We start from the raw sequence: 23,136 nt of genomic DNA on the forward strand, positions 1-23,136 counted from the left end.
GGTGATTTTGAAAAAATGGGTAACAACGTCGTCGTACTGGGCACCCAATGGGGTGACGAAGGTAAAGGGAAGATTGTCGATCTTCTGACTGAACGGGCTAAATATGTTGTACGCTACCAGGGCGGTCACAACGCAGGCCATACTCTCGTAATCAACGGTGAAAAAACCGTCCTCCATCTTATTCCATCAGGCATTCTTCGCGAAAACGTCACCAGCATCATCGGTAATGGTGTTGTGCTGTCGCCTGCTGCGCTGATGAAAGAGATGAAAGAACTGGAAGACCGTGGTATCCCGGTTCGCGAACGTCTGCTGCTCTCTGAAGCCTGCCCGTTAATCCTTGATTATCACGTTGCGCTGGATGTCGCTCGCGAAAAAGCGCGCGGTGCGAAAGCGATCGGCACCACCGGTCGCGGTATCGGCCCGGCCTATGAAGATAAAGTTGCCCGTCGCGGTCTGCGCGTTGGCGACCTGTTCGATAAAGCGACCTTCGCCGATAAACTGAAAGAAGTGATGGAATATCATAACTTCCAGCTGGTGAACTACTACAAAGTTGAAGCGGTTGACTACCAGAAAGTGCTGGACGATGTGATGGCAATCGCCGACATCCTGACCGCCATGGTTGTTGACGTTTCCGACTTGCTGGATCAGGCGCGTAAGCGCGGCGACTTCGTGATGTTCGAAGGCGCGCAGGGCACGCTGCTGGATATCGACCACGGTACCTATCCGTACGTCACCTCCTCTAACACCACCGCTGGCGGTGTTGCGACCGGTTCCGGCCTTGGCCCGCGCTACGTTGATTACGTGCTGGGCATCATCAAAGCCTACTCCACCCGTGTGGGTGCAGGTCCGTTCCCGACCGAACTGTTTGATGAAACCGGCGAGTTCCTCTGCAAGCAGGGTAACGAATTTGGCGCGACAACCGGTCGTCGTCGTCGTACCGGCTGGCTGGACGCCGTTGCCGTGCGCCGTGCCGTACAGATCAACTCCCTCTCTGGTTTCTGCCTGACCAAGCTGGACGTGCTGGATGGCCTGAAAGAGGTGAAAATCTGCGTCGCTTACCGTATGCCGGATGGCCGCGAAGTGGACACCACGCCGCTGGCTGCCGACAACTGGGAAGGTATCGAGCCGATCTACGAAACCATGCCGGGCTGGTCTGAAACCACCTTTGGCGTGAAAGAGCGCAGCGGTCTGCCGCAGGCAGCGCTCAATTACATCAAACGTATTGAAGAACTTACTGGTGTACCGATCGATATCATCTCTACCGGTCCGGATCGCACTGAGACCATGATTCTGCGCGACCCGTTCGACGCATAATCCTGCTTAAGGGCGCGAAATCCGCGCCCTTTCTCCTCGCTTTTTTTACCTTTCTGTTCAAATAAATTAGCGACCTGACTGGTGGCTGGTTTATCATCAATAAAGTCAATACCTGCGGGTATCTCGCTTTTTTTCCTGTTATTGAGGTTGGTGTGCAGTTAACAAGCTTTACCGATTACGGTTTACGCGCTTTGATTTACATGGCGGCATTGCCGGAAGGGCAGATGACCAACATTTCTGCAGTGACAGAAACGTATGGTGTCTCCCGTAATCATATGGTTAAGATAATCAATCAGCTAAGTCGTGAAGGCTATGTCGCGGCGGTGCGTGGAAAAAATGGCGGTATCCGTCTGGGCAAGCCCGCGCGAGATATTCGTATCAGTGATGTTGTGCGCTCCCTTGAACCGCTAACGCTGGTGAACTGCCACAGCGATTTTTGCCACATCACCAACGCTTGCCGACTGAAAGTCGCCCTCTCAAAAGCCGTGCAGAGTTTCCTGAAGGAACTTGATAACTACACGCTTGCCGATTTGGTTGAAGAGAATCAACCGCTTTACAAATTATTGCTGGTGGAATGACGAAACGCTCCGCCAGAGCTGACAACGGAGGAACCGCTATGTCACAAGATCCTTTCCTCGAACGCGAAACTGAAAAATACTCTAATCCTATTCCCAGCCGCGAATTTATCCTCGACCATCTCTCCAAACGCGAAAAGCCTGCCAGCCGCGATGAACTGGCTGTTGAGCTCAATATCGAAGGCGAAGAACAACACGAAGCCCTGCGCCGCCGTCTGCGCGCCATGGAGCGCGACGGGCAGCTGGTCTTCACCCGCCGCCAGTGCTACGCCTTACCGGAACGTCTCGACCTGCTGAAAGGCATTGTTATCGGCCACCGCGACGGCTACGGTTTTCTGCGCGTCGAAGGCCGCAAAGACGATCTCTATCTCTCCAGCGAGCAGATGAAAACCTGTATCCACGGCGATCAGGTGCTGGCACAGCCGCTGGGCGCGGATCGCAAAGGGCGTCGCGAAGCGCGCATTGTCCGCGTGCTGGTGCCGAAAACCGGGCAGATTGTCGGCCGCTACTTCACCGACGCTGGCGTCGGCTTTGTGGTGCCGGACGACAGCCGCCTGAGCTTCGATATCCTTATCCCGCCTGAAGAGATTATGGGCGCGCGCATGGGCTTTGTAGTGGTGGTCGAACTGACCCAGCGCCCGACTCGCCGCACCAAAGCGGTGGGTAAAATCGTTGAAGTGCTGGGCGATAACATGGGCACCGGCATGGCCGTCGATATGGCGCTGCGCACCCATGAAATTCCCTACCAGTGGCCGCCAGAAGTTGAGAAGCAGATTGCCGACCTGAAAGAGCAGGTGCCGGAAGAGGCCAAAGTGGGCCGCGTCGATCTGCGTAATCTGCCGCTGGTCACCATTGATGGCGAAGATGCCCGCGACTTTGATGACGCCGTTTACTGCGAGAAGAAACGCGGCGGTGGCTGGCGCTTATGGGTTGCCATCGCCGATGTCAGCTACTACGTGCGCCACGGTACGCCGCTGGACAACGAAGCGCGTAATCGCGGCACCTCCGTCTACTTCCCGTCGCAGGTTGTTCCAATGCTGCCGGAAGTGCTCTCCAACGGCCTCTGCTCGCTGAACCCGCAGGTCGATCGCCTCTGTATGGTGTGTGAGATGACCATCTCCGCCAAAGGGCGTCTGACCGGCTACAAGTTCTACGAAGCGGTGATGAGCTCCCACGCGCGTCTGACCTACACCAAGGTGTGGCATATGCTGCAGGGCGATGGCGAGCTGCGCGAGCAATACGCGCCGCTGGTAAAACACATTGAAGAGCTGCATACCCTCTATAAAACCCTTGAGCAGGCGCGCGCAGAGCGCGGCGGCATCTCCTTTGAGAGCGAAGAGGCGAAGTTCATTTTCAACGCCGAACGCCGCATTGAGCGCATTGAGCAGACGCAGCGTAACGACGCGCACAAGCTGATTGAAGAGTGCATGATCCTCGCCAATATCTCTGCGGCACGCTTCGTTGAGAAGGCAGAAGAGCCAGCGCTATTCCGTATTCACGATAAACCGACCAACGACGCTATTACCTCGTTCCGTACTGTGCTCGCCGAGCTGGGTCTGGAGCTGCCGGGCGGCAACAAGCCGGAGCCGCGTGATTATGCCGCGCTGCTGGAGTCGATCGCCGATCGTCCCGATCACGAGATGCTGCAAACCATGCTGCTGCGCTCGATGAAACAGGCGATCTACGATCCGGAAAACCGCGGCCACTTTGGCCTGGCGCTGCAATCCTATGCGCACTTTACCTCGCCGATTCGCCGCTACCCGGATCTCTCGTTGCACCGTGCGATCAAGTATCTGCTGGCGAAAGAGAACGGCGAGAAGGGTAACAGCACCGCAACGGGCGGCTGGCACTACAGCATGGAAGAGATCCTCCAGCTGGGTCAGCACTGTTCGATGGCCGAGCGCCGCGCCGACGAAGCGACCCGTGATGTTGCGGACTGGCTGAAGTGCGACTTTATGCAGGATCAGGTGGGTAACACCTTCTCCGGCGTCATCGCCAGCGTCACCGGCTTTGGCTTCTTCGTGCGTCTTGTTGACCTGTTTATCGATGGTCTGGTGCACGTATCGTCGCTGGATAACGACTACTACCGCTTTGACCAGGTTGGTCAGCGCCTGATTGGCGAATCCGGCGGTCAGACCTATCGCCTGGGCGACCGGGTTGAAGTGAAGGTTGAAGCGGTCAATATGGATGAGCGTAAGATCGACTTCTCGCTTATCTCCAGCGAGCGCGCCCCGCGTAACCCGGGTAAAACCGATCGCGAGCGTAATAAGAAAGGCACCGCAGGTCGCAGCAACGCGAGCAAAAAACCGCCGCGTCGGCAGGCCAATAAAAAGGTGAATTTCGAACCGGATAGCGAATTCCGTGGCGATAAAGCCAAGGGCAAAGCAAAAAAAGCGAAAAAGCCCTCTGAGAAAACGCAAAAAATAGCCGCCGCGACCAAAGCAAAACGCGCGTCGCGCAAGAAAAAAGCCGATTGATAATCAAAACCCCTTCTGCAAAGAGGGGGTTTTTCTTTATAGCGTCAGGGCAATAACGCTCCGCGAAATAATGCGTCAGAGGAAAGCCGTTTCGGCGCTACCAATTTCCGTTAAGTCATATCCATTGAATTTCATACCGATGCCGTGCTCTGGATCGATTTCCGTCGAAAAGAGTAAACCGAACTCCCTCTCTTCCTGCGACAGTAGATAGATTTTTATTAATGTCAGATCGCTGAGCGCTGCGGAATAGATCCGCGCCGTATAGTTCTGCGCTGCGATAATCGCGGTATCAAAAATGGCGTGTTGCTGATGAATAAGAAAGGCGATTGTCTCCCTTATATTTTCATCCACCACATCGCACTCAAGGGCAGTACATTGCACCGCCTGCGCGCCAAAAGCGGGCAGGGTTAAATCTGTCGTTATACCTTCATCATCTTGATAAAAATCGCGGTCATCGCAGCCCATTTCTTCTCTCCTGAGCAGGTTTGCATCCCCACGAAAAGCCGCGTCAGAGCGCGCTCTACAAGGGTTCGGTAGGGAGAAGGTTATCAAAACGAGAGGATATATCTTTAAAAAGATTGCGCGCTAACGTTTTCACGTCTAACTTGTCGGTGTTGTACAAGTTTCGTGGGGAAATCTGTACAACATACTGGGCTGACTGCAAAGGATAGCCACGTCACTTTTTCTAGCGAGTTTATGATGAATAACGCGACTTTTAAGACATTTGAGACTACAGACAGCAAGCTTCATGCCTTTGAGGCCGAAAAACAGATTATTGACGAGCTGACCTTTGCACTGAAATCAGTGAAAACCGTGGTAACCAATAAGGATCTGATTCTGGCCCTTATTAGCCGCCTCGAGACGGAATCCGATGTTGTCCAGAATGACATCCTGCGCAACGCGCTGGAGATGATTGTTCATCGCACTCAGGATGATATCTAAGTAAATGGATTTATCGCGGCAGCCTCTGCGCAAGCGGAGGCTGCCGTTTTTTATTAATGGATCTTATCGTCTGCGCCTGGCTTCCACTGTGCGAGGAAGTTCTTACGGCTCACCGGCGCACGCGAACGTTCGTTCGTCGTTTTGGCAATCATCGCCTGAATCTCATCAATAGCGCTGTCGCAGGCGGCAATGCCTTCGCGGTTTACTGCCTGTTTGCGTTTGTCATTGAGTATTTCCAGCACGGCGCGAAAAGAGACTGCCTCATCCGTGTTCAGCAGCTGTTTAACAGCTTTCTCGATAAGCACGCCTGCCTTTTTTTCGGTATCAATGGTGCTCATGGTCTCCTCCTGTAAGGGGCTGCGAAGCGAGGCTCTCACTCTTTCAGTGCGCTCTGCTTTTTCTGCCGCCCCTGCGTTGGTGAGCGTTCTCTGGAAAAGATCTCCAGCTGAGTCAAACCTGCATCTTTTAATTAATAAAAAATCGCCCTGAGCGAATAAAGATGCATATTTAAATCGCCTTATAAGCGTTGTCGCTAAAAAAAGTTTTCTTATAAGCGGTAAGACACTTTGTATAATAAATAATAAGCCGCTGTTTTGAATTAATCACTGTTTATTTAATTATAAAAGACATTTGCGCGCTCTCTTTTTTTTGAGAACTATCTGCTTTTTATTCTGTTATTAATAATAAATATGCATAAAAGCTGTGGTTTAAAAGAGTTTGTATTTCATATAGTTAGATGTTTTTTTGTATCAGGCGGGTGGCTATGGGAAGTTATTAAAAACCATAACAGTCTGCTCTATTTATTTGATAACAGTTGAGCATGAATTGAGATTTTGCTTAATGCTGAGATCCGGAAAAAAGCTGCCGTGAAGGTTATTTTCCAGATCTGCAACATACGGTTACGCTTGTTTATTAATAGTCACATTGTCATAGACCATAAATACCCGGGTCGTGCCAGCGAGGCCGCTATATCCACCCTGACCGCCGCCAAGATTGCAGGCGAGTGCGGTAAAGGTCCAGGCATCTTCTGTTGAAGCGCTAATCTGGCGTGTGGTTAAGGCCTCAAGACCATGCTGCTCGCCGAACGTGCGCACGCAGGCGGCATATTCGCCGAGCGGTTCGCGCACAGAAGGGTGCTCCCAGCCCCATAACCAGGAGCCCTCTTCCGTATCATAGGTGCCCACCACTTGAACCGGCGCGGTAATGACCCACCCCTTTTCATGATTGGTAAAGGTAATGGTGCCGGCATCGAGATCGACACCCCACTCGGCGCTGTCGATCCCCCACATCTCCGTTGCCGCCTGCGTACGCTGCTGCATCTCATTATTGGCGCGGGCAATGGTCAGCTCGGGTTCGCGAAGCGCTTCATCCTTCGCGTTATCGTTACCGCCGCCAAACCACTTCTTAAAAAAATTGGCCATCCAGGGTCTCCATTAACTTGTTGTCATTTCGGCAAAATTAAGCGCGTCAGGCTTAGATAACCAGATGAAAAAACACCGCCCGCAGGCGGTGTTGTCGTGGTTAACGAACCAGATGCAGGAAGTGTAGATGCTTTTCATATTGATCAAGAATATCGTTGATCAACTGCTCCTGGTTCCAGCCCATCACATCATAGTTTTGCCCGCCCTCTTTGAGGTAGATTTCCGCGCGGTAGTACTTATGCTGCTCCGCCTGTTGTTCATCGCTCTCCAGACCCGAAATCGCAAAGGTAGGGGTGTTATACCCGCGCAGCCTCACTTCATAGATAAAGTTAAGCTCATCGCCGAGGTCGACTTCGAAGCGAATACGATCGTCCGCCGCGTCGCTGATGGTGCTGCGCGTTCCCTGCTTATTCAGCTCCTCCTGCACCAGCGTCATGGCCGGCTGGATAACATCATCCATAAAGCGTTTTACCAGCGAGCGTTTGGGCAGATAGGCGATATTGCGTAACCGGCGCTGCCACGGAATCGGGTTGCGCGCCGCAGTCGGCGCGATGGTCGCCATGCTTTGGCTTTCACGTTTTGTGAGATCCCGGCGCAACGCTTTCAACAGCCCATAAATCGAGATCAGCAGGATCACCGAGAAGGGCAGCGCACTGGCAATGGTCACCGTTTGCAGGGCGCTTAAGCCGCCCGCCAGCAGTAGCGCAATCGCCACCACGCCCATCAGCCCTGCCCAGAAGATGCGCTGCCAGACCGGCGTATGGCTTGAGCCACCGGAGGCAAGCGTATCCACCACCATGGCACCAGAGTCAGCAGAGGTGACAAAGAAGACGATCACCATCGCCATGGCGATAAACGACAGGATGCTGGAGAAGGGGAAATGCTCAAGGAAGTTAAACAGCGCCAGCGCGACATCCTGCTGCACGGTGTCAGCCAGGTCGCGCGCGCCTTCGGTCATGATGAGATGGATCGCGCTGTTACCAAACACCGTCATCCACAACAGCGTGAAACCTGCCGGAACAAACAGTACGCCGGTGACAAACTCACGGATCGTTCTGCCACGGGAGACGCGGGCGATAAACATACCGACAAACGGCGACCAGGAGAGCCACCAGCCCCAGTAGAGCAGCGTCCAGCCGCCCAGCCAGTTGCTCGATTTCGGCTCATAGGCGTAAAGGTTAAAGGTCTTACTCACCAGTTCAGAGAGATATCCACCGGTATTCTCGACAAAGGATTTAAGCAGCAGCACCGTCGGGCCAAGCAGCATCACCAGTGCCAACAACAGTAGCGCCAGGCTGAGGTTCAGTTCAGAGAGGATGCGGATCCCTTTATCGAGCCCCGATACCACGGAAATGGTGGCAAGGCCGGTGATTACGACGATCAAAATGACCTGCACGGTTTCATTAATCGGCACACCGAAAAGGTGATTCAGACCAGCATTGACCTGCAATACGCCGTAGCCCAGCGAGGTGGCGACGCCAAAGACCGTACCGATCACCGCGAAAATATCGACGGCGTGACCCAAAGGCCCATAAATACGATCGCCGATAATCGGGTAGAGCGCGGAGCGCAGCGTCAACGGTAAACCGTGACGATAGCTGAAGAAGGCGAGGATCAGCGCGACAATCGCGTAGATGGCCCAGGCATGCAGACCCCAGTGAAAAAAGGTCAGGCGCATCGCCTGCTTCGCCGCCTCAATGGTTTCAGGTGTCCCCACCGGTGGCGATAAATAGTGCATCACCGGCTCTGCCACACCAAAGAACATCAGGCCGATCCCCATCCCTGCCGAGAAGAGCATGGCGAACCAGGAGTGGTAGCTGAAATAGGGTTGTGCATGGTCGGGGCCAAGTTTTATATCGCCGTAACGCGAAAGCCCAAGGAAGGTGACGCTCAGCAGGATCAGCGCGACGGCAAGGATATAAAACCAGCTGGCATTGGTGAAAAGCTCCTGCTGTAAGAGCTTGAATTTCGTGTCGGCGAGTTCGGGGAAAAGCGATGCGAAAGCCACAAGGAGCACGATTAATAACGCCGATGAGAAAAACACTGGCTTATTGATCGTGTTCCCGGCCTTTTCGGTCAAAAGATGTTGTTCGCTCATAATCTATTCATTCCATGGTTGGTTGCCCTGAACGGATATAAAGAACATCGAAATAGTAACAAATATGATGGTCAAGAGAAGTTATTATTCGAATGAATATAAGCATGTAAAAAATAAGCTTTATGCGGTAATGCCTGGGCTGGTGTCATCCCTGGGCCCGCAGGGTTTTGTCTTTGTTACTGGAAGGAGAGGCGCAGTAGAGGATCGATCCTGCCTGCACGCCAATGTTAAGGCGAGGGAAACGGGGAGAAGCATTCTCCCCGGTATGCACAAATATCAGAAGGTGACGCCAGCGCCCAAATAGGCCCCGTCAATAATGGTGTGGCCCGGACGACCATCTTTGCCATCGACGCTTGCGTGGCGGTAACCGGCTTTGAGCGTAAGCGGGGTGAAAGGTGTCCACTTGATGCCGCCATTCGCTTCAACGTAGTTTTTCACACTGTTGGTCAGACCTTCCGGTGCAGAGTAGCCTTCGCCATAGAGATGAATGCTGTCCGTCAGCGCCCAGTCGATGCCGCCGCCAATCGGGAAGGCCACGCCGTTATCGCCTTTTTTCGGCCCGAGGTAGACGGCTTTTGTGCCGGCTGAGAGGGTCAACGGACCAAGGCCAAAGTTATAGCCCACGCCCAGGCTGCCGAGCTGCGCGCCATCTTTGGTATTTTTTACCCAGTTGCTCTCTGCATATAAGCCGTCTGAGCTTTTGCCTAATTCAGCATTGAGATTGGTGTAGTTCTTACTTTGTTCGGCGGTAAAACCCATTGCCAGCGCTGAACCCGATGCCATCACCAGAGATAAAGATAAAAGTACGGATAATTTTTTCACGTTTGCTACTCCTCAATAATTTCGCAATGAACTTATCAAGTGAGCGGCTGTCTGAAAAATTGCGCTGGTCTCAAAATGTAAATTGCGTAACGACTGATATTTAATGCTCGTTATGGCTATTATTTAACGAAGTCAATGCTGGTTACCCGTCTGGTTTAGCGTTGGTTTAATTCCCCGCCTCAATTAATAGTGAATATTTTCCCTGGTTGCTCTTTTTTTAACCATCGATTTAAATGTGAAAAGTATTACCGTCGCAATTAATAATAATCATTTCTCTTTGACCTTAATATGCAGTTACATTCTTTGAAATAATTATATCTGTCACGAACTTTATAACCCTGCTTGCTTACAGGTTTGCATTATCTATCGGCCATTGCTGAGGGGCTGCTCCGCTTCGCTAAAGCACGCTTGCTCCAGCGCGCAACCGCGTGGTGTAAAATTATTTTTAACGACATTAATAGCACCCTAATAAAATGCCACCGCTAAAAAGCTAAATAAATATGATATATCCTAAGCGAGGTGGTAATATTTTATGCCGAAATGAATTCGTTGTGCGTTGCAGTAATACGTGATTTAGATCATGAATACTGTACTTTACGCATAAGCTGAAGAATAAATCATAAAGTTAAATTTTAGGGCTGACGATAACTGGAAATAGCGCCCCCAATCTAACTTTATGGTGAACCGTATGTCCGTTACCGCTTTTGTAGGAAACATCGCGAATAATCTAAGCGTCGGCAAAAAACTGACCTCCAGTTTTATTATCGTGCTTATTATTATGATGATTACCGTTGCAACAGGTCTTATTGGCTTTAAAAAAGTTGAAGAAAATGCGGACAAAGAAGCGGTTACCGTGCAGATGGTAAATACACTCAGCACCGCACGCCTTAACCGCACCCTTTATCAATATACCGGCTCGGCAGAAAACGCGGATAAAAACCTCAAGGCTTTACAACAAATTATCGAGCTGGCGAAAACACTGGATACCTTTTCCTGGAGCCAGGAAGGGCAGGCAAAAATTGACAGCCTGCAACAGCAAACCGAAACGTACATGGCACAAAGGAGCGTCTTTGTCTCATCAATACAGCACCGTAATGAACTGGCCGCCGCGTTGCGCAGCGCAAAGATTGAAGATATCGCCCGGCAGGCCGCGGCACTGAGCACCAGCGATAGCCTTACACCGGAAAGCGCGGTGGTGGCCGTGCGCCTTGAAGCCCGGTTGCAGCAGTCGGCGCTGTTAATTGAAGAGCTGATTGATTCCGGCAGCGCTGATACCGCCGCCCGTCTCAGCACCGCGCTTCAGCAAAGCGCGGAATATGGTCAAGCGCTGGTCGCGCAGGGCGGAGATCTCGCCTCTTTAAATGCCGCATTGACCACCGAGCTTGCCAGCCTGCAGGGGAATATTGACCAGTTCGTTACTACGTTTGCCAATCAGGCGACGCAGTCGAAAACCCTGACCGGTACCGCCACTCAGTTAAACGAATCCGTTGAGAATTTCTTCGTCTGGCAGCAGGCGCAGGTGAAGGAAACCATGTCTCATGCGATGACTATCATGCTGATTGCCGCCGCAGTAGGCATTGCGATTGCACTGCTGATTGCCTGGCGCATCACCCGCAACATTACCCGTCCGCTGCGTGAAACGCTGCATATTGCCGAGCGCATTTCGCAGGGCGATCTCACCATGTCCATCTCAACCCAACGTCGCGATGAGCCGGGGCTGCTGCTGCAAGCGGTTTCCGTGATGAATGAGAACCTGAAAGAGGTGATCTCTCGTGTGCGTAGCGGCGTGGAGAGCGTGTCGCGCGCCTCGGCAGAAATTGCCGCCGGCAATATCGATCTCTCTTCGCGTACGGAACAGCAGTCCGCTGCGGTAGTGGAAACTGCCGCCAGCATGGAGGAGCTGACCTCGACGGTGAAACAGAATGCGGAAAACGCCAGCCACGCCAGCAAACTGGCGGCAGAGGCCTCTTCCAGCGCCGATCGCGGCGGCAAGATTGTTGGTGAAGTGGTCACCACCATGGAGGGGATCCGCGCCAGCTCGCACAAAATTGGCGATATCATCAACGTTATTAACAGCATCGCTTTCCAGACCAATATCCTCGCGCTCAACGCTGCGGTAGAAGCGGCGCGTGCGGGCGAACAGGGACGCGGGTTTGCGGTGGTCGCAGGCGAGGTAAGAACGCTGGCGCAGCGCAGCGCCACGGCGGCGAAAGAGATTGAAGCCCTGATCCACGAAGCGGGCAGCCAGGTTGAGAACGGCTCTAAGCTGGTGGCGGGTGCCGGTGAAGCGATGGAGGGGATCGTCACCTCTGTGGCTCAGGTACGTAATATCATGAATGAGATTGCCGGCGCGTCTGAAGAGCAGAGCCGCGGCATCTCGCAGATTGGTCAGGCGATGGCAGAGATGGATACCACCACCCAGCAGAACGCCGCGCTGGTGGAGGAGTCCTCTGCGGCGGCAAGCTCCCTCGAAGAGCAGGCGCGCGAGCTGGAGCAGACCATCTCCATCTTTACCCTCTCCGGCCATAAAGCGCAGGCCGCGAAAAAGCCAGCGGCAAGCAAGGCCGCCGCGCTTAAACCGGCGCTGGCAGAGACAAGCTGGGAGAGTTTTTAACGCGCATTGCCCGGGGTTTAGATAAACCTGCCGCCTCGTGCGGCGGGTTAAGTTCGACCTGAGGCGTGGGTTAGTTATAATGGGCGCCGGTGATATCTATCACGGCCCTAACAACCCGGCGCAAACCGCCCCAAATGAGTACCATCAATGAGTGAAATGATTTACGGCATCCATGCGGTGCAGGCCCTGCTGGAGCGCGCCCCGGAGCGTTTTCAGGAAATCTTTATTCTGAAAGGCCGCGAAGATAAGCGTCTTATGCCGCTGATCCACGCGCTGGAAGCGCAGGGCGTGGTGATCCAAGTGGCGAACCGCCAGTATCTGGATGAGAAGAGCGAAGGCGCGGTGCACCAGGGGATCATTGCACGCGTTAAGCCTGGCCGTCAGTATCAGGAAAACGATCTGCCGGATCTGATCGCCAGCCTCGATCAACCCTTCTTTTTGATCCTCGATGGCGTGACGGATCCCCATAACCTCGGGGCCTGTTTACGTAGCGCCGATGCGGCGGGCGTCCATGCGGTGATCGTGCCGAAGGATAAATCGGCGCAGCTGAACGCCACGGCGAAAAAAGTGGCCTGCGGCGCGGCGGAGAACGTACCGCTGATCCGTGTGACCAACCTGGCACGCACCATGCGTCTGTTACAGGAAGAGAGTATCTGGATCGTCGGCACTGCGGGCGAAGCGGATCACACCCTGTTCCAGAGCAAAATGACCGGCCCGATGGCGCTGGTGATGGGCGCGGAAGGCGAAGGTATGCGCCGTCTGACCCGCGAGCACTGCGATGAGCTGATCAGCATTCCGATGGCGGGCAGCGTCTCCTCGCTAAACGTTTCGGTCGCGACCGGTATCTGCCTGTTTGAAGCGGTGCGCCAGCGCAGTTAAGTGCACGTAATGCCGGATGGCGCCTTGCTTATCCAGCCTACGTAATAGCCACCGTTACTCCTCAAGCGACCGCAGATGGTCATCTTTATTGAGCGTCATCAGCGCTGCAATACTCACCACTGCTGTCGCCATCACGTAATAGGCCGGAATATCCAGGTTACCGGTCTCCTTAATCAGCCCGGTAATGATCAACCCCGCACAGCCTGAAAAGAGCGCGTTTGAGAGCGAATAGGCCACTCCGAGGCCGGTGTAGCGCACGCGCGTCGGAAACATCTCTGACAACATCGCCGGGCCGGGGCCTGCCAGCACGCCCACCAGACCGCCCGCAATCAGCACTACCACCGCTTTCACCGCCAGCGTGCTCGACTCTGCCTGCAAGATTTTGAGCAGCGGCAGCGCGAGGATCAGCAGCAAGATGGTCGCCGTCACCATCACCGTGCGGCGGCCATAACGGTCACTCGCTATCCCGGCAGGAATGATGGTCAGCGCAAAGCCGACATTGGAGATCACCGCAATCAGCAACGCCTGGTTAAAGCCGGTATGCAGCGCCGATTGCAGGTAGGTCGGCATAATCACCAGATAGGTGTACCCGGCGGCGGACCACACCATCACCCGGCCGATACCCATAAAAATCGCTTTCAGCGTCGCGGCGCGGTTGGCGCGCTGGGCGACCGGTTTCTCCTGCTGCTGCACAAAGCTCGGCGTCTCCTCCATGCTCACTCGCAGCCACAGCGCAACCACGCCCATCGGCAGGGCGAGGAAGAAGGGGATGCGCCAGCCCCACTCGTGCAGTGCTTCCGGCGTGAGGATCGTCGAGAGCAGCGCCACCACGCCCGCGCCGCTGAGCAGCCCCAGCGCAACGGTAAAGGATTGCCAGGCGCCATACAGCCCGCGTTTACCGCGCGGGGCGAACTCGGTCATCAGCGACACCGCGCCGCCATACTCACCGCCGGCAAAAAGCCCCTGCAAAATGCGCAGCCCGGTAATGATCAGCGGTGCGGCAATGCCAATCGAGGCATAGACCGGCACCATACCGATAGCGGCGGTCGCCAGCGTCATCAGCACCAGGACGATAATCAGCGTCGGTTTGCGCCCGAGCCGATCGCCGATGCGCCCAAACAGCACCGCGCCCAGCGGGCGAAAGAAAAAGGCGATGGCAAACGAGGCGTAAGTGAGGATCAGGCTGGTCAACCCCGTGTCGCCCGCCAGCTGGAAGAAGTTTTTCGCAATCACGGTGGCGAGAAAGCCATACACCGCAAATTCGTACCACTCGATAAAGTTGCCAATCGAGCCGGCGATAAGCGCACGCTTGTGCGCATCTGGCGCAGGGTGAGGTGAATGCATAATGATTCTCGTTGTGAAGGTGAGAATAAATTATTCATTAGAATGTTCGCAGAGAAATATATTATTCCTGAATAATGTGAGCCGTTTCACGATTGATCGCAATGATATTACCGCTGTGTGACCCCCCTCCCATGCAGCGCCAGCGCGGGCTGTCCATACTTAGCGGCGTGGCCATTGAAGGAGGGCGAGAGCATGCGCTGGCAAACGCACACCGTTTTTAACCAACCCATTCCCCTGCATAACAGCAACCTGTTTCTGTCTGACCGCCCGCTCTACGACGCAGTGATGCGCGAGGGCGCGGCGTGGGATGCAGAACTGCTCGCCAGCATCGGCCAGCAGCTCGGCACGGCGGAATCCCTTGAGCTTGGTCGGCTGGCAAATGCCAATCCGCCGGAACTGCTGCGCTACAGCAGCACCGGCGAGCGGCTGGATGATGTGCGCTTTCACCCGGCCTGGCACCTTTTGATGCAGGGACTGTGCAGCAACCGCGTGCATAACCTGGCGTGGGAAGAGCAGGCGCGCGCCGGATCGTTTGTCGCGCGCAGTGCCCGTTTCGTGCTGCATGCGCAGGTGGAGTCCGGCACGCTGTGCCCTGTCACTATGACCTTTGCCGCCACGCCACTATTGCAGCAGGCACTTCCCGCTGCTTTTGCTGGCTGGCAGCAACCGCTGCTGAGCGATCGCTACGATCCCCATCTGCTGCCGGGCGGGGAGAAGCGCGGGCTGCTTATCGGCATGGGGATGACAGAGAAACAGGGCGGCTCCGATGTATTGAGTAACACCACACGCGCGGAGAGGAGCGGCGATCACTACCGGCTGGTGGGGCATAAGTGGTTCTTTTCGGTGCCGCAAAGCGATGCGCATTTAGTGCTGGCGCAGACGCCGGGCGGGCTCTCCTGCTTCTTTGTGCCGCGCTTTCTGCCGGACGGTGAGCGTAACGGCGTGCGCCTCGAGCGGCTCAAAGAGAAGCTCGGCAACCGTTCGAACGCCAGCAGCGAAGCGGAGTTTGTTGACGCCTGCGGCTGGCTGCTGGGTGAAGAGGGCGACGGCGTGCGCCAGATCCTCAAAATGGGCGGGCTGACGCGCTTTGACTGCGCGCTCGGCAGCCACGGCCTGATGCGCCGCGCCTTCTCCGTGGCGCTCTATCATGCCCATCATCGCCAGGCATTTGGCAAAAACCTTGTCGATCAGCCCTTAATGCGCGACGTGCTCAGCCGCATGGCACTGCAACTGGAGGGGCAAACGGCAATGATCTTTCGCCTCGCCCGCGCATGGGATAACCGGGCTGATGAACAGGACGCGTTATGGGCGCGGCTCTTTACGCCGGTGGCGAAGTTCGCAGTGTGTAAAAGCGGCATACCGTTCGTCGCCGAAGCGATGGAGGTGCTGGGCGGGATCGGTTACTGCGAAGAGAGCGAACTGCCGCGGCTCTACCGCGAAGTGCCGGTCAACAGTATCTGGGAAGGTTCGGGAAATGTGATGTGCCTGGATGTGCTGCGCGTGCTGGCCAAACAGCCGGGCGTGCTGGCGCTATTAAGCGAAGAGTTTGCGGCGGTCAAAGGGCGGGATCGCCATTTCGAACGCGCCTGGCGACAGCTCCAGCCGCGGCTGCGTAAGCCGGACGAGGTGCAAGGGCGGGAGATTACCCGGCAACTTTGGCTACTGGGCGTCGGTGCGCAAATGCTGCGGCACGCATCGCCGCCGATAGCGCAGGCATGGTGCCAGATGATGCTTGATACCCGCGGCGCGTCGCGACTGGATGAACAGGTCAAAAGTGACCTGCTGCTGCGCGCCACGGGCGGAGCCCATTAATCCATTTTTAAGCGGAACAGGCTAACCAGCTCGCTCAGATGCGCCCCTTTTTCACGCAGAATGCGCGCGGTCTCTTCACTCTGGGTCACGCGTCCGGCGTTGATGTGCGTGGCATCGCCAATGTGCGTCATCGCCAGGTTAACCTGATTAATCCCGGCAGACTGTTCATGGGACGCATGGTTAATCTCATGAACCAACTGGTTGATATTGTTCATGTGATTGATGATCGCCTGCATCGCGATGCGGGTCGCTTCCGACTGAGAGTGACCTTCGCCCACTTTTTTTAGCGTATCGCCAATCAGCGCGTCGATCTCTTTCACCGCGTTAGCACTGCGTGCCGCCAGCGCGCGTACTTCCTGGGCGACAACGGCAAAGCCTTTGCCATGCTCGCCTGCGCGCGCCGCTTCCACCGCTGCGTTAAGCGCGAGGATGTTAGTCTGGAAGGCAATTGACTCGATCACATGGGTAATATCGGCGATACGCTGTGAAGCGGCGCGAATATCTTCCATTGTCTCAACGGAGTGTTCGACGGTCTGGCCGCCTTTTTTCACCGCGTCAGTGGTTTCATTCACCAGGTGCTGAGTCTGCTCCATATTGGCGGCGTTTTGCTGCACGGTGGCGGCAATCTGCTCCATGCTGGCGGAGGTCTCTTCCACGCTGCTGGCCTGCTTATTGATTTGATCGCTGATCTCGCTGCTGTCGGCGGCCAGCGCATTGGTGCCTAGATTAATCTCGGCGGCGGATTCGCGCACCTGCAGCACAATTTTATGCAGCCCATCGCCAATGCCATTGATCGCGGCGATCAGCTCTCCGACTTCATCGTGACGATCCACTGCCAGCGTGGCGCGCAGATCGCCTGCGGCATACTGCTGTGCCAGATCGATCACGCTACGCAGCGGACGCGACAGCCAGCGGCGAATAATCACCACAAACAGCGTCGCGAAGAGCAGGGAGACGATCACGCCCGCCAGCAGGAACTGGTTACGCATCGCGTTAACATCGTGCAGCAGCGTGGCTTTATCGACTTCACCCACGACCGCCCAGTTCCAGCCGGGCAGTGTGGTGTAGGAGAGCAGCAGCGTGCGGCCATCGGCGCTCTGTTGTGTCAGGGTGCCGCTCTCGTTGTTCAGCACCGCCTGCAGATCGCTTTCGCTCCACTGCGGGCGTTTGCCTTCCTGGTCGCCGTGGAACAGGTAGTTACCGAGGTTTTTTCCAGGGTTGCGGTCAATCACGAAGAAATGCCCGCTCTCGCCCAGTTTGCGCCCAAGAATTTTGCCGCGCATCACCTGCCAGGAGCGGCTGATATCGACGCCGACAAACAGAATAGCGATGGTATTGCCGCTGGCATCTTTTACCGGCTGGTACTGGGTGATATAGCGCTTGCCGAACAGCAGCGCGAGGCCGCGATAGACCTCACCTTTCATCACCTGTGCAAACGCCGGGCCGGCGGGATCGAGCTTGGTGCCGATCGCGCGATCGCCATTCTCTTTACGCAGGGAAGTGGCAACACGCACAAATTCGTTGCCGCTGCGCACGAAGAGGGTGGCAATCGCGCCGGTGCGGTTAAGGAAATCATCGGGAATGGCGTTGTTGTTGTGCAGCTCAACGTCACCAGCTTTCAGCAGTGGAACGTCGATGCCGTTAATCTCGCGGCGCTGCTGCGGATCAATGGCAAGCGGCTGCGGCAGGAAACTGCCGAACAAGCGGGTGTAGCTTTCAACTTCTTCAGTGAGGCTGCTGTTGAACATCTCTACCATGTCGACCACGCCGGTGGACTGGCTGTGCAGATCTTCCATAGCCAGCGTTTCCAGCTGTTGGCTGGCGTTGTTGCTCATTAGAAAGGTAAACAAGAGAAATAGCGTCGCAACGCTTGCACCAGTCAGCAAAGAGAGCTTTGCACCAAGGCTGGCACGACGAAAGAGGGCGCTCATAATGTGTCCGTTTTTGTATGTGTGAGCCTCCTTAACGGCAGGGAGCGGACAACATTTAGCGTAGATTTGTAACAATGTGTTACACGGATGTATCACCCGAATAACATAATCTTAAAGAAAGTAGGGGCATAAAGAAACGCCCTGATTTGGTGGCTTTTTACTTACGATACTCAGGCGTAGAGAATCGCCTGCACCTGCCATGAATCAACCTGCATCGCCTCCTGCATGCGAATAATGCGATACCAGGAAGCACCCTGTTCATCCGCTTTCAGGGCAATGACACGCTCAACATCTTGCTGGCTACCTGCGACGTTATCGACCGAGATAAGGCCAATTTCGTTAAGCCCCGTCACGCGATCGGCGCAGGCGAACTCGGCGGACTGCGCAGTGGTGTGCAGCATACCGGCAGAGAGTAACAGCGAGTTTAAGGCGAGAGATTGTTTCATTGTCGTCAGCTCCATTTTTCGCTACCCCGAGTCGGATCGGGGCTTCCTTACGCACAAGAGAAGTCAGAACCCAATAGTGCACAGAAGAACATCAATGGACGCAAAGCAGTGTAAAAGTCCTTAAAATCAATACCTCGCTACGATCGATAAAGCAGGACGCGACCATACCAACGGCCGGGGAATACGCTGTCATCCATCATGATGATGACGTAATAGTCTGCTTTCGCCTCGGAGGCTTTGGCTTTGAGCGCTGTTTCGACATCCATGGGCGAGCCCATTACCGTGACGTTAACCGCCCCGATCTCCCGCAATCCCTGCGTCTGATTTCGACTGATCTCTTGCGGCGTTTCCGTGGCCGGCGGCGCAGGTTGCGGTTTGCCTTCCAGCGCGGCACAGCCGCTGACAAGCAGGGCAAACAGCAGCGGCAGCAGGGCGCGCATCGGTTTCTTATCTCTACTGATAGCCATAGTGTAGTTCCTGATGGGTTTCACTTTGGGGGTGATATTCCCGAAGTGTTAGCTTGAGCACTGATTTCGAATGAAAGTGTTTTGAAAGCGTAATCTGGCTCTCATCATGCGCAATGCTTATGCGGAATCTGGCTTGCGCCAGCCCGCTGCGAGTGGCATATCTGCACTATAGATCACGGAGGGTAAAATGATTGAAATTCAGACAGACCACTTTGCAGGTAATGAGGCGCTGCACGCCTTCCCCGCCGGAAAAGGGCAACAACCGCTCCCCTGCGTCGTGTTCTACCACGGCTTCACCTCATCAAAGCTGGTTTACAGCTACTTCGCCGTCGCGCTGGCACAGGCGGGTTTTCGCGTGATCATGCCCGACGCGCCCGATCATGGCGCACGCTTTAGCGGCAATGCTGAGCGCCGCTTGCGTCAGTTCTGGCAAATCCTGCTGGGCAACCTTGAAGAGTTTGCCGCGCTGCGCGATGCGTTGCACCAGCGCAACCTGATTGAAGATAACCGGCTGGCGGTGGGCGGCGCATCAATGGGCGGCATGACGGCGCTGGGCATTATGACCCGTCACCCGGAGGTGCGCTGCGTCGCCAGCCTGATGGGATCGGGCTACTTCACCTCGCTTGCCCGCACGCTGTTCCCGCCGCTAGAGGTCACCAACGCCGCGCAGCAGGAAACGTTCGACGCTATTCTCGCGCCGCTGGCGAAGTGGGAAGTGACGAACCAGCTGGAGTGTATTGCCGATCGCCCGCTACTGCTGTGGCATGGCGAAGCGGATGATGTTGTGCCCGCAGCTGACTCCTTCCGGTTACAGCAGGCGCTGGCCGACGAACAGCGTGACGCCAGGCTTACCACTCTGTGGGAAGCGGGGGTTGCTCATCGTATTACGCCGCAGGCGCTGGAGGCGACGGTCGGCTTCTTCAGCCGTCATCTTTAAGCGGCGGGGCGGCATCCGGACGTTGAACCAACACCGGTTCGGCGTCGCTTTCGTCGGTAAGCTTATGATTAATATAGATAACACCTAAGCTCTGCACGTCATCCATATTGCGGGCTTGCGGTGGGGGAGGGGCGATCGCTGCGCTAGCCTGGGCGCTAAGCAGCAGGGTTGCTAGTAAAATTGCGATGTATTTCATGATGTTACGCTCCAGTACGTCTTCGGGAACTATCGCCTGTACATCTCTTCTCCTTAGGTTATGAGGTGCGCTGGTTAAGTGTAATTCGCCGTGGCGGCTTCTCTTGGCGCTTAGTGCGAATTAATTGTGCAATTCACCTTGAGTTCCTGGGGTGACGCCAGTATTATGACGCGTCAATTTTTCAGCCGACCTTTAACACGTTCCTTGCCTCCCCGGGCCTCGGCTGACCCAGACAGGAGGCTGAATAATCCGTAAGGAGCAATTCGATGCGTCATTACGAAATCGTTTTTATGGTCCATCCTGACCAGAGCGAACAGGTTCCGGGCATGATCGAACGTTACACTGGTGCAATCACTGCAGCAGAAGGTACGATCCACCGTCTGGAAGACTGGGGCCGCCGTCAGCTGGCTTACCCGATCAATAAACTGCACAAAGCACACTACGTTCTGCTGAACGTTGAAGCGCCGCAGGAAGCGATCGATGAGCTGGAAACAAACTTCCGCTTCAACGACGCCGTTATCCGTAGCATGGTTATGCGTACTAAGAACGCGGTAACCGAAGCATCTCCGATGGTTAAAGCGAAAGACGAGCGCCGTGAGCGTCGCGATGATTTCGCAAATGAAACCGCAGATGATGCAGATGCTGGGGATTCTGAAGAGTAATTCCTGATGACCAACCGTCTGGTGTTGTCCGGCACCGTGTGCAGGACGCCGCTGCGAAAGGTCAGCCCGTCAGGAATTCCACACTGCCAGTTCGTGCTTGAGCACCGCTCTGTGCAGGAGGAAGCCGGTTTTCACCGGCAGGCGTGGTGCCAAATGCCTGTAATAATCAGCGGGCAGGAGAACCAGGCCATTACTCACAGTATAACGGTCGGTAGCGCAGTAACCGTTCAGGGGTTCATCAGTTGCCACAAGGCAAAGAACGGCCTGAGCAAAATGGTTCTGCATGCCGAGCAGATTGAATTGATAGATTCTGGAGACTAGCCAAATGGCACGTTATTTCCGTCGTCGCAAGTTCTGCCGTTTCACCGCGGAAGGCGTTGTTGAGATTGATTACAAAGATATCGCTACGCTGAAAAACTACATCACCGAAAGCGGTAAGATTGTCCCGAGCCGTATCACCGGTACCCGTGCAAAATATCAGCGTCAGCTGGCACGCGCTATCAAACGCGCTCGCTACCTGTCCCTGCTGCCGTACACTGATCGTCATCAGTAATCGGTCACGGTCCATTAATACGACTTTGAGAGGATAAGGTAATGCAAGTTATTCTGCTTGATAAAGTAGCAAACCTGGGTAGCCTGGGTGATCAGGTTAACGTTAAAGCGGGCTACGCTCGTAACTTCCTGGTACCGCAGGGTAAAGCTGTTCCGGCTACCAAGAAAAACGTTGAGTATTTCGAAGCACGTCGCGCTGAGCTGGAAGCCAAACTGGCTGACGTTCTGGCGGCTGCTAACGCTCGTGCTGAGCAAATCAATGCACTGGGCACCGTTACCATCGCGTCTAAAGCAGGCGACGAAGGTAAACTGTTCGGTTCCATCGGTACCCGCGATATCGCTGACGCTGTAACTGCAGCTGGCGTTAAAGTGGCGAAGAGCGAAGTTCGTATGCCGAACGGCGTTCTGCGTACCACCGGTGAGCACGAAGTGGACTTCCAGGTTCACAGCGAAGTATTCGCTAAGCTGACTGTAAACGTAGTTGCTGAGTAATTTTTTACTCTTCACTGCGCTCTGAGTTGTTCGGGTCTGCAGGCGCTAACGCCTCTGCAACGTGAACGACAACGAGAGACGAAGCGCCGGCCTTGTGCCGGCGTTTTGCTTTTCTGCCCCGCCCACAATTCCCGCCTTTCCCGGTAGCTATTTGCGCCGCATTCTCAGATACTAAATTGAAACGCAATTTTATTTTTGAGATTAGCTATGGATTCCCCTCTGCCCGCTCCCGTTTTTGCCCGGCGTCATATCGCTTACGCCTGCGCCACGCTCTGCTGTCTGTTATGGGGTAGCTCCTACCCGGCGATCAAAAGCGGTTATGAACTGTTCCATATCGCCACGGACGACATCCCCTCTAAAGTGGTGTTCGCCGGGTACCGTTTTCTCTTTGCCGGGGCGCTACTGCTGCTGTTTGCGCTGGCGCAGCGTAAACCCATCGCCAGGCTGAGCGCTTCGCAGTTTGGGCAGCTGACGCTGCTCGGGCTGACCCAGACCTCGCTGCAATACACCTTCTTTTATATTGGCCTTGCCTATACGACGGGGGTGAACGGATCGATCATGAATGCTACCGGCACCTTCTTCAGCGTGCTGCTGGCGCACTTCATCTATCACAATGACAAGCTGAGCTACAACAAAACCCTCGGCTGCGTGCTGGGCTTCGCTGGCGTGATGCTGGTGAACTTCCATAGCGGGCTGGCGGATTTCCGCTTTGTCTGGCAGGGCGATGGCTTTGTCATTCTGGCGGCGTTTATCCTCTCTGCCGCCACGCTGTACGGTAAGCGTATCTCGCAAACGGTCGATCCGACGGTGATGACCGGCTGGCAGCTGGCGATAGGCGGTCTGGCGCTGCTGGCGGGCGGCTACCTTACGGGCGGAACGCTGGCGGTGGATAGCGCGGCGGCAGTCGCGGTGCTCGCCTACCTGACACTGCTCTCTTCTGTCGCCTTCGCTCTCTGGAGCGCGCTGCTGAAAGTGAACCGCGTCAGCATGATCGCGCCCTTTAACTTTGTGATTCCGGTGGCGGGCTCGGTGCTGTCGGCTATTTTCCTCGGCGAGAATATTCTGGAGTGGAAATACGCTGTCGCGCTGGTGCTGGTCTGTACGGGGATCGCGTGGGTCAATAAGCGCGCCGGGTGATCGCTGCCCGGCGCATCA

At 55.2% G+C, this 23,136-nt stretch carries 22 protein-coding genes and 1 pseudogene; 13 read left to right on the forward strand and 10 right to left on the reverse strand.

Annotated elements, in window-relative coordinates:
* Window positions 1-15 precede the first annotated feature (15 nt).
* The 3 genes from purA to rnr all read left to right on the forward strand — a co-directional run bounded on the left by purA (window position 16) and on the right by rnr (window position 4,366).
* A complete protein-coding gene (purA, locus tag IAE50_RS19045) occupies window positions 16-1,314 on the forward strand; it encodes an adenylosuccinate synthase (protein ID WP_023478343.1) in 1,299 nt (432 codons plus the stop codon).
* Window positions 1,315-1,466: 152 nt separating this feature from the next.
* Window positions 1,467-1,892 (forward strand): nitric oxide-sensing transcriptional repressor NsrR, encoded by a 426-nt coding sequence (gene nsrR / locus IAE50_RS19050; protein WP_023478375.1) that lies wholly within the window; start codon window positions 1,467-1,469, stop codon window positions 1,890-1,892.
* A gap of 38 nt (window positions 1,893-1,930) precedes the next feature.
* Window positions 1,931-4,366, forward strand: coding sequence for a ribonuclease R (rnr, locus tag IAE50_RS19055; RefSeq protein WP_124970421.1), 2,436 nt, complete (start codon window positions 1,931-1,933; stop codon window positions 4,364-4,366).
* Between the two features lie 75 nt (window positions 4,367-4,441).
* Here rnr and IAE50_RS19060 read toward each other — a convergent pair whose 3' ends face one another.
* Window positions 4,442-4,831, reverse strand: a complete 390-nt coding sequence (locus IAE50_RS19060) for a hypothetical protein (RefSeq protein ID WP_200580960.1) — start codon at window positions 4,829-4,831, stop codon at window positions 4,442-4,444.
* A gap of 231 nt (window positions 4,832-5,062) precedes the next feature.
* Between IAE50_RS19060 and IAE50_RS19065 the strand changes: the two genes are divergently transcribed.
* On the forward strand, window positions 5,063-5,308 hold the full coding sequence (locus IAE50_RS19065) for a biofilm development regulator YmgB/AriR family protein (protein ID WP_094192953.1): 246 nt from the start codon (window positions 5,063-5,065) through the stop codon (window positions 5,306-5,308).
* Between the two features lie 53 nt (window positions 5,309-5,361).
* Here the strand turns inward: IAE50_RS19065 and IAE50_RS19070 are convergent, their stop codons facing one another.
* The 4 genes from IAE50_RS19070 to IAE50_RS19085 form a co-directional block, all read right to left on the reverse strand.
* Complete coding sequence (locus IAE50_RS19070; RefSeq protein ID WP_042711827.1) at window positions 5,362-5,646, reverse strand: hypothetical protein; 285 nt, start codon at window positions 5,644-5,646, stop codon at window positions 5,362-5,364.
* A gap of 561 nt (window positions 5,647-6,207) precedes the next feature.
* Window positions 6,208-6,729 (reverse strand): DUF6882 domain-containing protein, encoded by a 522-nt coding sequence (locus IAE50_RS19075; RefSeq protein WP_200580961.1) that lies wholly within the window; start codon window positions 6,727-6,729, stop codon window positions 6,208-6,210.
* 100 nt (window positions 6,730-6,829) lie between these two features.
* Window positions 6,830-8,827 (reverse strand): choline BCCT transporter BetT, encoded by a 1,998-nt coding sequence (locus IAE50_RS19080; RefSeq protein ID WP_200580962.1) that lies wholly within the window; start codon window positions 8,825-8,827, stop codon window positions 6,830-6,832.
* 276 nt (window positions 8,828-9,103) lie between these two features.
* Entirely contained in the window at window positions 9,104-9,649 is a 546-nt protein-coding gene (locus tag IAE50_RS19085; protein WP_200580963.1) for a YfaZ family outer membrane protein, read from the reverse strand.
* 688 nt (window positions 9,650-10,337) lie between these two features.
* Between IAE50_RS19085 and IAE50_RS19090 the strand changes: the two genes are divergently transcribed.
* Both IAE50_RS19090 and rlmB read left to right on the forward strand, forming a co-directional pair.
* Window positions 10,338-12,263: a methyl-accepting chemotaxis protein gene (locus IAE50_RS19090; RefSeq protein WP_200580964.1), complete on the forward strand. Its 1,926-nt coding sequence runs from the start codon at window positions 10,338-10,340 to the stop codon at window positions 12,261-12,263.
* 147 nt (window positions 12,264-12,410) lie between these two features.
* Window positions 12,411-13,142 carry a 23S rRNA (guanosine(2251)-2'-O)-methyltransferase RlmB gene (rlmB, locus tag IAE50_RS19095; protein WP_200580965.1) on the forward strand — a complete coding sequence of 244 codons (732 nt, stop codon included), beginning with the start codon at window positions 12,411-12,413 and terminating at the stop codon, window positions 13,140-13,142.
* 54 nt (window positions 13,143-13,196) lie between these two features.
* Here the strand turns inward: rlmB and IAE50_RS19100 are convergent, their stop codons facing one another.
* The gene (locus IAE50_RS19100) at window positions 13,197-14,486 is read right to left on the reverse strand and encodes an MFS transporter (RefSeq protein WP_124970403.1); all 1,290 of its coding nucleotides are present in this window, start codon (window positions 14,484-14,486) and stop codon (window positions 13,197-13,199) included.
* A 192-nt stretch (window positions 14,487-14,678) separates the two neighbouring features.
* Between IAE50_RS19100 and IAE50_RS19105 the strand changes: the two genes are divergently transcribed.
* Window positions 14,679-16,298: an isovaleryl-CoA dehydrogenase gene (locus tag IAE50_RS19105; RefSeq protein ID WP_200580966.1), complete on the forward strand. Its 1,620-nt coding sequence runs from the start codon at window positions 14,679-14,681 to the stop codon at window positions 16,296-16,298.
* Here IAE50_RS19105 and IAE50_RS19110 read toward each other — a convergent pair.
* The 3 genes from IAE50_RS19110 to bsmA all read right to left on the reverse strand — a co-directional run bounded on the left by IAE50_RS19110 (window position 16,295) and on the right by bsmA (window position 19,115).
* Window positions 16,295-18,229: a methyl-accepting chemotaxis protein gene (locus IAE50_RS19110; RefSeq protein ID WP_200580967.1), complete on the reverse strand. Its 1,935-nt coding sequence runs from the start codon at window positions 18,227-18,229 to the stop codon at window positions 16,295-16,297. The two genes, IAE50_RS19105 and IAE50_RS19110, sit on opposite strands and share 4 nt — an antisense overlap.
* A 170-nt stretch (window positions 18,230-18,399) precedes the next feature.
* Entirely contained in the window at window positions 18,400-18,690 is a 291-nt protein-coding gene (gene yjfN, locus IAE50_RS19115) for a DUF1471 family protease activator YjfN (protein ID WP_042711837.1), read from the reverse strand.
* Between the two features lie 122 nt (window positions 18,691-18,812).
* Window positions 18,813-19,115: a biofilm peroxide resistance protein BsmA gene (bsmA, locus tag IAE50_RS19120; RefSeq protein WP_232045518.1), complete on the reverse strand. Its 303-nt coding sequence runs from the start codon at window positions 19,113-19,115 to the stop codon at window positions 18,813-18,815.
* 214 nt (window positions 19,116-19,329) lie between these two features.
* Between bsmA and yjfP the strand changes: the two genes are divergently transcribed.
* On the forward strand, window positions 19,330-20,079 hold the full coding sequence (gene yjfP / locus IAE50_RS19125; protein WP_200580969.1) for an esterase: 750 nt from the start codon (window positions 19,330-19,332) through the stop codon (window positions 20,077-20,079).
* A gap of 10 nt (window positions 20,080-20,089) precedes the next feature.
* Here the strand turns inward: yjfP and IAE50_RS19130 are convergent.
* Window positions 20,090-20,275, reverse strand: a pseudogene (locus IAE50_RS19130) (hypothetical protein); the annotation flags it as partial.
* A 266-nt stretch (window positions 20,276-20,541) separates the two neighbouring features.
* Here IAE50_RS19130 and rpsF point away from each other — a divergent pair.
* The 5 genes from rpsF to IAE50_RS19155 all read left to right on the forward strand — a co-directional run bounded on the left by rpsF (window position 20,542) and on the right by IAE50_RS19155 (window position 23,118).
* A complete protein-coding gene (gene rpsF / locus IAE50_RS19135) occupies window positions 20,542-20,937 on the forward strand; it encodes a 30S ribosomal protein S6 (RefSeq protein ID WP_042711843.1) in 396 nt (131 codons plus the stop codon).
* A gap of 6 nt (window positions 20,938-20,943) precedes the next feature.
* A complete protein-coding gene (gene priB, locus IAE50_RS19140) occupies window positions 20,944-21,258 on the forward strand; it encodes a primosomal replication protein N (RefSeq protein ID WP_023478447.1) in 315 nt (104 codons plus the stop codon).
* A 4-nt stretch (window positions 21,259-21,262) separates the two neighbouring features.
* Window positions 21,263-21,490, forward strand: a complete 228-nt coding sequence (rpsR, locus tag IAE50_RS19145; protein ID WP_005974788.1) for a 30S ribosomal protein S18 — start codon at window positions 21,263-21,265, stop codon at window positions 21,488-21,490.
* 41 nt (window positions 21,491-21,531) lie between these two features.
* The gene (rplI, locus tag IAE50_RS19150; RefSeq protein WP_042711846.1) at window positions 21,532-21,981 is read left to right on the forward strand and encodes a 50S ribosomal protein L9; all 450 of its coding nucleotides are present in this window, start codon (window positions 21,532-21,534) and stop codon (window positions 21,979-21,981) included.
* Between the two features lie 207 nt (window positions 21,982-22,188).
* On the forward strand, window positions 22,189-23,118 hold the full coding sequence (locus tag IAE50_RS19155; protein ID WP_200580970.1) for a DMT family transporter: 930 nt from the start codon (window positions 22,189-22,191) through the stop codon (window positions 23,116-23,118).
* Window positions 23,119-23,136 lie beyond the last annotated feature (18 nt).

The organism is Kosakonia sp. S42 (assembly GCF_016624785.1).
GTDB classification, from domain to species: Bacteria; Pseudomonadota; Gammaproteobacteria; order Enterobacterales; family Enterobacteriaceae; genus Kosakonia; species Kosakonia cowanii.